The 6,712-nt window shown below is 32.3% G+C and carries 10 protein-coding genes; 6 read left to right on the top strand and 4 right to left on the bottom strand.

Going from position 1 to position 6,712, the window contains the following annotated elements:
• Window positions 1–48: 48 nt before the first annotated feature.
• The gene (locus tag FH036_RS26235) at window positions 49–954 is read right to left on the bottom strand and encodes a DMT family transporter (protein WP_139896412.1); all 906 of its coding nucleotides are present in this window, start codon (window positions 952–954) and stop codon (window positions 49–51) included.
• Between the two features lie 170 nt (window positions 955–1,124).
• Between FH036_RS26235 and FH036_RS26230 the strand changes: the two genes are divergently transcribed.
• The 5 genes from FH036_RS26230 to FH036_RS26215 all read left to right on the top strand — a co-directional run bounded on the left by FH036_RS26230 (window position 1,125) and on the right by FH036_RS26215 (window position 4,497).
• On the top strand, window positions 1,125–1,685 hold the full coding sequence (locus FH036_RS26230; protein WP_139896409.1) for a helix-turn-helix domain-containing protein: 561 nt from the start codon (window positions 1,125–1,127) through the stop codon (window positions 1,683–1,685).
• A 34-nt stretch (window positions 1,686–1,719) separates the two neighbouring features.
• Window positions 1,720–1,875, top strand: coding sequence for a hypothetical protein (locus FH036_RS27255; protein WP_180358398.1), 156 nt, complete (start codon window positions 1,720–1,722; stop codon window positions 1,873–1,875).
• 168 nt (window positions 1,876–2,043) lie between these two features.
• Window positions 2,044–2,193: an aspartyl-phosphate phosphatase Spo0E family protein gene (locus tag FH036_RS26225; protein ID WP_000424361.1), complete on the top strand. Its 150-nt coding sequence runs from the start codon at window positions 2,044–2,046 to the stop codon at window positions 2,191–2,193.
• Window positions 2,194–2,307: 114 nt separating this feature from the next.
• Window positions 2,308–3,036 carry an alpha/beta fold hydrolase gene (locus FH036_RS26220; protein ID WP_139896407.1) on the top strand — a complete coding sequence of 243 codons (729 nt, stop codon included), beginning with the start codon at window positions 2,308–2,310 and terminating at the stop codon, window positions 3,034–3,036.
• A gap of 60 nt (window positions 3,037–3,096) precedes the next feature.
• Window positions 3,097–4,497 (top strand): protoporphyrinogen oxidase, encoded by a 1,401-nt coding sequence (locus FH036_RS26215; protein ID WP_044791104.1) that lies wholly within the window; start codon window positions 3,097–3,099, stop codon window positions 4,495–4,497.
• Between the two features lie 56 nt (window positions 4,498–4,553).
• Here FH036_RS26215 and FH036_RS26210 read toward each other — a convergent pair whose 3' ends face one another.
• The gene (locus tag FH036_RS26210; protein ID WP_138322014.1) at window positions 4,554–5,102 is read right to left on the bottom strand and encodes a hypothetical protein; all 549 of its coding nucleotides are present in this window, start codon (window positions 5,100–5,102) and stop codon (window positions 4,554–4,556) included.
• A gap of 298 nt (window positions 5,103–5,400) precedes the next feature.
• Between FH036_RS26210 and FH036_RS26205 the strand changes: the two genes are divergently transcribed.
• Window positions 5,401–5,952 (top strand): GNAT family N-acetyltransferase, encoded by a 552-nt coding sequence (locus tag FH036_RS26205; RefSeq protein ID WP_044791107.1) that lies wholly within the window; start codon window positions 5,401–5,403, stop codon window positions 5,950–5,952.
• A 39-nt stretch (window positions 5,953–5,991) separates the two neighbouring features.
• Here the strand turns inward: FH036_RS26205 and FH036_RS26200 are convergent, their stop codons facing one another.
• Window positions 5,992–6,177: a cold-shock protein gene (locus FH036_RS26200; protein WP_000286198.1), complete on the bottom strand. Its 186-nt coding sequence runs from the start codon at window positions 6,175–6,177 to the stop codon at window positions 5,992–5,994.
• A gap of 86 nt (window positions 6,178–6,263) precedes the next feature.
• A complete protein-coding gene (gene cspD / locus FH036_RS26195; RefSeq protein WP_000176368.1) occupies window positions 6,264–6,467 on the bottom strand; it encodes a cold-shock protein CspD in 204 nt (67 codons plus the stop codon).
• Between the last annotated feature and the right edge of the window lie 245 nt (window positions 6,468–6,712).

The following is a 6,712-nucleotide window of genomic DNA, read 5'->3' as shown; positions in this document are numbered from 1 at the left end:
TATCCATATACAGGAAAAATAAAAGAAGTTGTCTCCAAAAGTTCGTTTTTAACGACCTTTTGGGACAACCTCTTTTTTATTAGAATTTGGTTGTAATAAAAATAATGCAAGACCAATAAAAATAACTGTAATGCCTAGTCCTTGTTGTAAAGAAATAGTCTCATTTAATATAAAGTACGCTAGTATACAAGTCCCAATTGTTTCTCCTAAAATGCTCATGGAGATTACAGTAGCACTCATCCATTTTAATAACCAATTAAAAATCGTTTGCCCTAAAATCGTAGCAATAAATGCTAAGCCAATAAAGCACAGCCAAGTTTGTGTAGAGTAGTGGATGAAAGATTCGTTTTGCATGTAAGAGAATACACCAAGAAAACAGGCACTACTCCCATAACTAATTATCGAATACGGTATAAGTGATAAATCTTTACGAACATATTGGCTAATGAAAAAGTATGCGGTAATAATTCCGGCCGCAATAAACGCTAAAATATCTCCGTATAAAGCTTCTCCACTAATTTGGAAGTCTTGCCATCCGATAACGATACTTCCTGAAATAGCAATGAGACAACCGATAATCGCGCCTCTCGCAAACTTCTCCTTGAATAAAAAATAACCACCAATCATTGAGAATAAAGGTTGTAACGTTACGATAACAGTAGAGCTTGCTACAGAAGTATATTGTAACGATTCAAACCATAGTACATAATGTGCAGCTAAAAATAGCCCAGAAATGAATCCGAATCCCCATTGTCTTCTTGTTATTGTTTTTAGTTCGTTTCGATTGTTTCGATTAAAAAGTAATAATGGTAACAGAATTAATGCAGCGAAAAATAATCGATAAAAAGCAATGATAGTTGCAGGAGCATCTGCCAATTTTACAAAAATCGCTGAAGTTGATAAGGCGAATACACCGAAAAATAAGATGCAATATGAAAGAATAGGTGATTTCAAAGTTTGTCCCTCCGATAGATTGTCTAATATAATAAACTAAATATGATAAAATGTACAAAGGTAAGTATATAAGTCTCGGAGACGATAGAAAAGGATTATTTGCCTTTGTTTAGTAAGTCAGCACAAAAGCGATAAAATATATATTATGATGGACGAAGGAAGGATTTACTATGATACATGATAGGCTTGGACAAACTGTATTAAGTTATCGTAAGAAAAATAAGATGACAATTCGCGAATTTGCGGATTATGCAGGAATTAGTACTTCATTAATTAGTCAAATTGAACGAGGACATGCAAATCCCTCGTTAAGTGTATTGGAATTAATAGCGAAAGCGTTAAATGTACCGCTATTTACACTATTTATTAATGAGATTGATACAGATTCACTCATTTCTAAGAAGAAAGATAGAAAGAAAGTATATCGAGCAAATAACGATCACATCGTATACGATGTATTAACACCTGATTTTATGAAAGCGCGTATTGAAATGTTAATGATGGACCTAAATAAACAAGCAAATACAACGGAAAATCACTATTCACATGAAGATAAAGAAGAAATTGCTGTTGTTATGAAAGGAGAAGTTTATGTGGAGTTAGAAGGAAAAGAGTACTTCTTAGAAGAAGGAGATGTTGTACGTATCCCACCAAATGTGAAACATCGTTTTTTGAATAAAAGTGATGAATCCAATCATATTTTATTTGTATTGACGCCATCTTTAGGATGAGTATAAAGTGATTTTTATTACGGGGGATAAAAAGATGGAAAATAAAACTGTTTTAAAAGGTGGCTTGTCAATTGATTGGGATTTTGGACATGTCTTTAAATTCTCATATAGTTACTTTGATCATATTAAGAGGGCTCCAAAATATAAAGATATAACTTTAGAGAAATTGCGATTTGTTATGAAGACGTAATGAAGCCTAATGGTCTGTATTAAGGTACAAAAATATAAATTTATTTGTTGTTAGTATATTATTTTAAAATATGTAAGATTTTACATGAGTATTTTACTTTTACTAATTATGTAAATAGGCTATACTAAAATACATACATTTTAGTATTGGAGAGAGAAATAAAACGACATGGAATTAGTAAAATTGGAAAAAGTAATTGAAATAAAGAAAGAAGAACTTTTATATTTAGTATCAGATTACGGAATTCAACATGAAAAAGTATTGGCATTAAGTCAAGAAATAGACAAATTAATTAATTACTTTATGTTTTTAAAATAGGAAGAACTATGACATGATGTGAAAATGTTATAGTTCTTTTTTATTTGGAAATTCAGATGTATATTCTATATACTAATAATAGATGGAATATTCTGTTTTATGAGAGGGGAATATATGATATTACATGCACACATTTCAGGTGAAGGAGAACCAATTGTACTTTTACACTCTGGAGGTATGACAGGTTTAGTAGAATATGAAGAGCAGGCAGCACTTTTTGGAGAACAAAATTATCAAGTCATTCGCCCTGATTTAAGAGGGCATGGAAAATCAGGGGGGACATTGGAGAACTATTTCCTACGTTCTGTAAAGGACTTATATGATACGTTAGAGCATCTACAAATTGATAGATGTCATATAGCTGGTGTTTCACTAGGAGGATTAGTCGCTTTATTATTTGCAAAAAAGTATCCAGAGAAAGTGAGAACATTAACTTTTTCAGGTATATTTCCAGTTAAGAGGGATAATTGGGAAGAGTCTCTGGAGTATGAAGCGAAGTGTCATCAGCAATTGATGAAAAATGAAGAAGTTATAACGTATATGAATAAAATTCATGAAAAAAGTGATTGGAAAGCATTGCTTGAATCGTGGCAAGTTAAAGATTGGTATCCTTTCGATGAAACTGGTGATGTAGCGAATCTTCAAATACCTACACTCTGTATTGTTGGGGGAGATTCAGAAGATGAAGTTACAGCTGCTACAACGTTCAAACAATTAAACGGAAATATTCATATTGCCGTTATTCCGTTTGCCGGTCATTTAGTACATAATGATCAACCGAAAATTTATTCAGATATATTGTCTAATTTCTTACAGAATGCGCAAGTTGCTAGTCGAATATAAGGACTTTTGGGTATAATAATAAAGGAATTATTAATTGTATCGGTTAGGAGCGCAATACATATGAAAACAGTTGTTGTCATCGGTGGAGGTATAACGGGACTTTCTACTATGTTTTATTTAGAAAAATTAAAAAAGGATTATAATATAGATTTAAATTTAATCCTTGTAGAAAAAGAAGAGTACTTAGGTGGGAAAATCCATAGTGTAGAAGAAAAGGATTTTATTATGGAATCCGGAGCAGATTCTATCGTTGCTCGTAATGAACATGTCATGCCGCTTATAAAAGATTTAAATTTAGAAGAAGAAATGGTGTATAATGAAACGGGTATTTCTTACATATATTCTGATAATATTTTACATCCAATTCCTTCTGACACTATATTTGGGATACCGATGAGTGTCGAGTCGTTGTTTAGCAGTACGCTAGTATCAACGAAAGGGAAAATTGTTGCTTTAAAAGATTTCATAACGAAAAATAAAGAGTTTACAAAAGATACTTCTCTTGCTGTATTTTTAGAAAGCTTTTTAGGGAAAGAGTTAGTAGAAAGACAAATTGCTCCGGTGCTTTCAGGTGTATATTCTGGTAAATTGAATGAGCTTACTATGGCGTCTACACTACCGTATTTACTGGATTATAAAAATAAATATGGAAGTATTATTAAAGGTTTTGAAGAGAATAAAAAGCAGTTTCAATCAGCAGGAAATAAAAAGTTCGTATCATTTAAAGGTGGATTATCTACGATTATTGATCGTTTAGAAGAAGTGCTGACTGAGACGGTTGTTAAGAAGGGTGTTGTAACGACAGCTGTAAGTAAACAAGGTAATCGCTATGAAGTCTCCTTTGCAAATCAAGAATCAATCCAAGCTGATTATGTTGTTTTAGCAACTCCGCATGATATCGCAGAAACTTTATTACAGTCTAATGAGTTAAACGAGCAGTTTCATACATTTAAAAATTCATCACTTATAAGTATTTACTTAGGATTTGACATACTAGATGAACAATTACCAGCGGACGGCACAGGATTTATCGTAACAGAAAACAGTGATTTACATTGTGATGCTTGTACATGGACAAGCCGGAAGTGGAAACATACATCTGGAAACCAAAAGCTATTAGTGAGAATGTTTTATAAGAGTACGAATCCGGTATATGAAACGATTAAAAATTATAATGAAGAAGAACTAGTACGAGTCGCTTTATATGATATTGAAAAGAGTCTCGGAATTAAAGGTGAACCAGAAGTAGTTGAAGTGACAAAATGGAAAGATTTAATGCCGAAATATCATTTAGAACATAATCAAGCAGTTCAAACATTACAAGAAAAAATGACGGATCTATATCCTAATGTATACTTAGCGGGTGCCTCATATTACGGTGTCGGTATTGGTGCGTGTATTGGAAATGGAAAGAACACTGCAAATAAGATAATTGCAACATTAAATGAACCGACAAATTAATATAGCATACATATATAAATAAAATGTCCCTCCGTTATGCTGGAGGGACATTTTATTTATTTCACTTGAATTGAGATCTTTTTATTCGTTGTATGATTCTCAGTAATCATTAATGTTATGTTACCGGATTCTTTAAATGAATATGATGAGAGTTGATAAAGCTCTTTTATACCATGTTTCTCTTTTAATTTATTGGCAGGAAGTAATGTTATGTTCGGTTTCCATGTTTCCTGTTTACCGGAAGGATAGTTTACTATTATTTCTGGATTATTTAATTGCATTGGTTCCCAAGAGGCAAAATGTAGCTTAACTTCTTTATCTTTTTTTAGTAATTCTTCTGAGAAATATCCAAGTTCTCCGACGTTACCGAAAACGGTAAAGTTTTGATTTTGTAATGTGATATCTAGATGTTTAGGTTGATATGTTGCTGCGTGATAGATTCCATATGAAAGAGAAAGAGTGGCTGCAATTAAAATACCGATTGAAAAAGTTTTAAAGCTATTGCCTTTAAAACTAGTCATCATGAATGAGTTTGGAGTGAACTTTTTTGCGAATAAAAATATGAGTAATATGAGTAAGAGGGATAAACCAATGAATATATACAAAGGAAATTTACACCTCCACAATAAAATAATGTATTGACTATATTTTACCATAAATATATGGGGGAGGGTGTTGTTTTAGAGGGGAAAAGTGAGTATGGAATAAAGAGATGATCAGTGTACTATGATCATCTCTTTATTTTTCGCATCATGTAAATGCAAGAAGGGTTACTCTTAGTTCGTATTGAATTAAGAGGGTAGGCTACTCTTGAAATATTTGATTAATGGGACATTGAGGACTTTCCTAATTATAAATATGTTTTCTGCTATAATGAATAAGTAGAAAGAAAGGAGTGATCCTATGACATTTCCTATATTAGAAACAGAACGTTTGCGTTTAGTTGAAATAGAACAATCTTATTGTCAAAAAATATATGAAATCTTTTCATTGGATGAGGTAACGTGTTATTACGGTATGAATTCTTTTACAGAGTTTGGACAAGCTTCACGTATGATTGAATCTTTTTCAAAAAATTACTTTGAGAAAAAGGCAATACGATGGGGGATTGTATTAAAAGAAACAAATACTTTAATAGGTACAATTGGATTAAATAATTTACAATTATGGAGTAAACGATCTGAAATTGGATATGACTTACATCCCCGTTATTGGGGGAATGGTTATGCGTCAGAAGCAGCCAGGGAAATTATTCGTTATGGATTTCAAGATTTAGGCTTATTTAGAATTGGTGCTATTACATACCCTGAAAATGTTACTTCTTGTAAAATGTTATCTAAAATAGGCTTTCATAAAGAAGGATTATTACGTGGATATATTCATCAAGGAAATAAGCAACATGATGCATTATTGTATTCTATAGTTCGAACGGATGTTGAAGATATAAATTTATAATAAAAAACCCCTCTTAAATAAGAGGGGTTAAGTAAAAAATTAACCTAACTTAGGTAATAAACGTTCTCCGCTTTTCATGCTACTTTTACATAAAGGGCATTTAGGCTCTTCTTCAAATGAAAAGTTCTTTCTCATCCATCCTAAACAATCCTCTGCTTCACATTCCCAGACAGGGGTTTGTTCTGGTGGTACTTCTGCTACATCGTTCTTTCGATTGCGATACATGTAACCACTCCTTTTATGTAAAAAATTTTAGTTATATATTAAAAAGGTTGTTAACCGTGCTGGTAACAACCTTTTTATTGTTTGAATTATAGCTTTACAACGTTTTTAGCTTGAGGTCCACGGTTACCGTCTTCAACTTCGAAGCTAACTTCTTGACCTTCGTCAAGAGATTTGAAGCCGTCGCCAGTGATAGCTGAGAAGTGAACGAATACGTCGTTGCCACCTTCAACTTCGATGAAACCGAAACCTTTTTCGCTGTTAAACCATTTTACTTTACCTGTTAATGTCATGGTAATGCCTCCTAAAAATTAAAAAGATTACAATATGTTCGGCCTTATTTGAATGAAAAATAAAATTTCACATATTATCAAAAACCCATAAGGAATATAAAATGTTCCTGATTGATACTTGATAATATGCAAAGAAAATATACTGTTAAATTGACCTTAATTACTATCTTACAACAAATGGTGGGAAATAGCAAGTGCTGGTAATACCAGTCTGAAATAGGATGGTAAAAGACACAAAAACATCT

The sequence above is a fragment of the Bacillus sp. CD3-5 genome (assembly GCF_006349665.1).
Lineage (GTDB): Bacteria > Bacillota > Bacilli > Bacillales > Bacillaceae_G > Bacillus_A > Bacillus_A paranthracis.
This window is presented reverse-complemented; position numbering and strand designations above follow the sequence as displayed.

What these genes read in the sequence shown, in the direction of transcription:
- FH036_RS26230 (WP_139896409.1), top strand. Translation starts at nt 1,125, where the DNA reads ATGATACATGATAGGCTTGGACAAACTGTATTAAGTTATCGTAAGAAA.
- FH036_RS27255 (WP_180358398.1), top strand. Translation starts at nt 1,720, where the DNA reads ATGGAAAATAAAACTGTTTTAAAAGGTGGCTTGTCAATTGATTGGGAT.
- FH036_RS26225 (WP_000424361.1), top strand. Translation starts at nt 2,044, where the DNA reads ATGGAATTAGTAAAATTGGAAAAAGTAATTGAAATAAAGAAAGAAGAA.
- FH036_RS26220 (WP_139896407.1), top strand. Translation starts at nt 2,308, where the DNA reads ATGATATTACATGCACACATTTCAGGTGAAGGAGAACCAATTGTACTT.
- FH036_RS26215 (WP_044791104.1), top strand. Translation starts at nt 3,097, where the DNA reads ATGAAAACAGTTGTTGTCATCGGTGGAGGTATAACGGGACTTTCTACT.
- FH036_RS26205 (WP_044791107.1), top strand. Translation starts at nt 5,401, where the DNA reads ATGACATTTCCTATATTAGAAACAGAACGTTTGCGTTTAGTTGAAATA.
- FH036_RS26200 (WP_000286198.1), bottom strand. Translation starts at nt 6,177, where the DNA reads ATGTATCGCAATCGAAAGAACGATGTAGCAGAAGTACCACCAGAACAA.
- cspD (WP_000176368.1), bottom strand. Translation starts at nt 6,467, where the DNA reads ATGACATTAACAGGTAAAGTAAAATGGTTTAACAGCGAAAAAGGTTTC.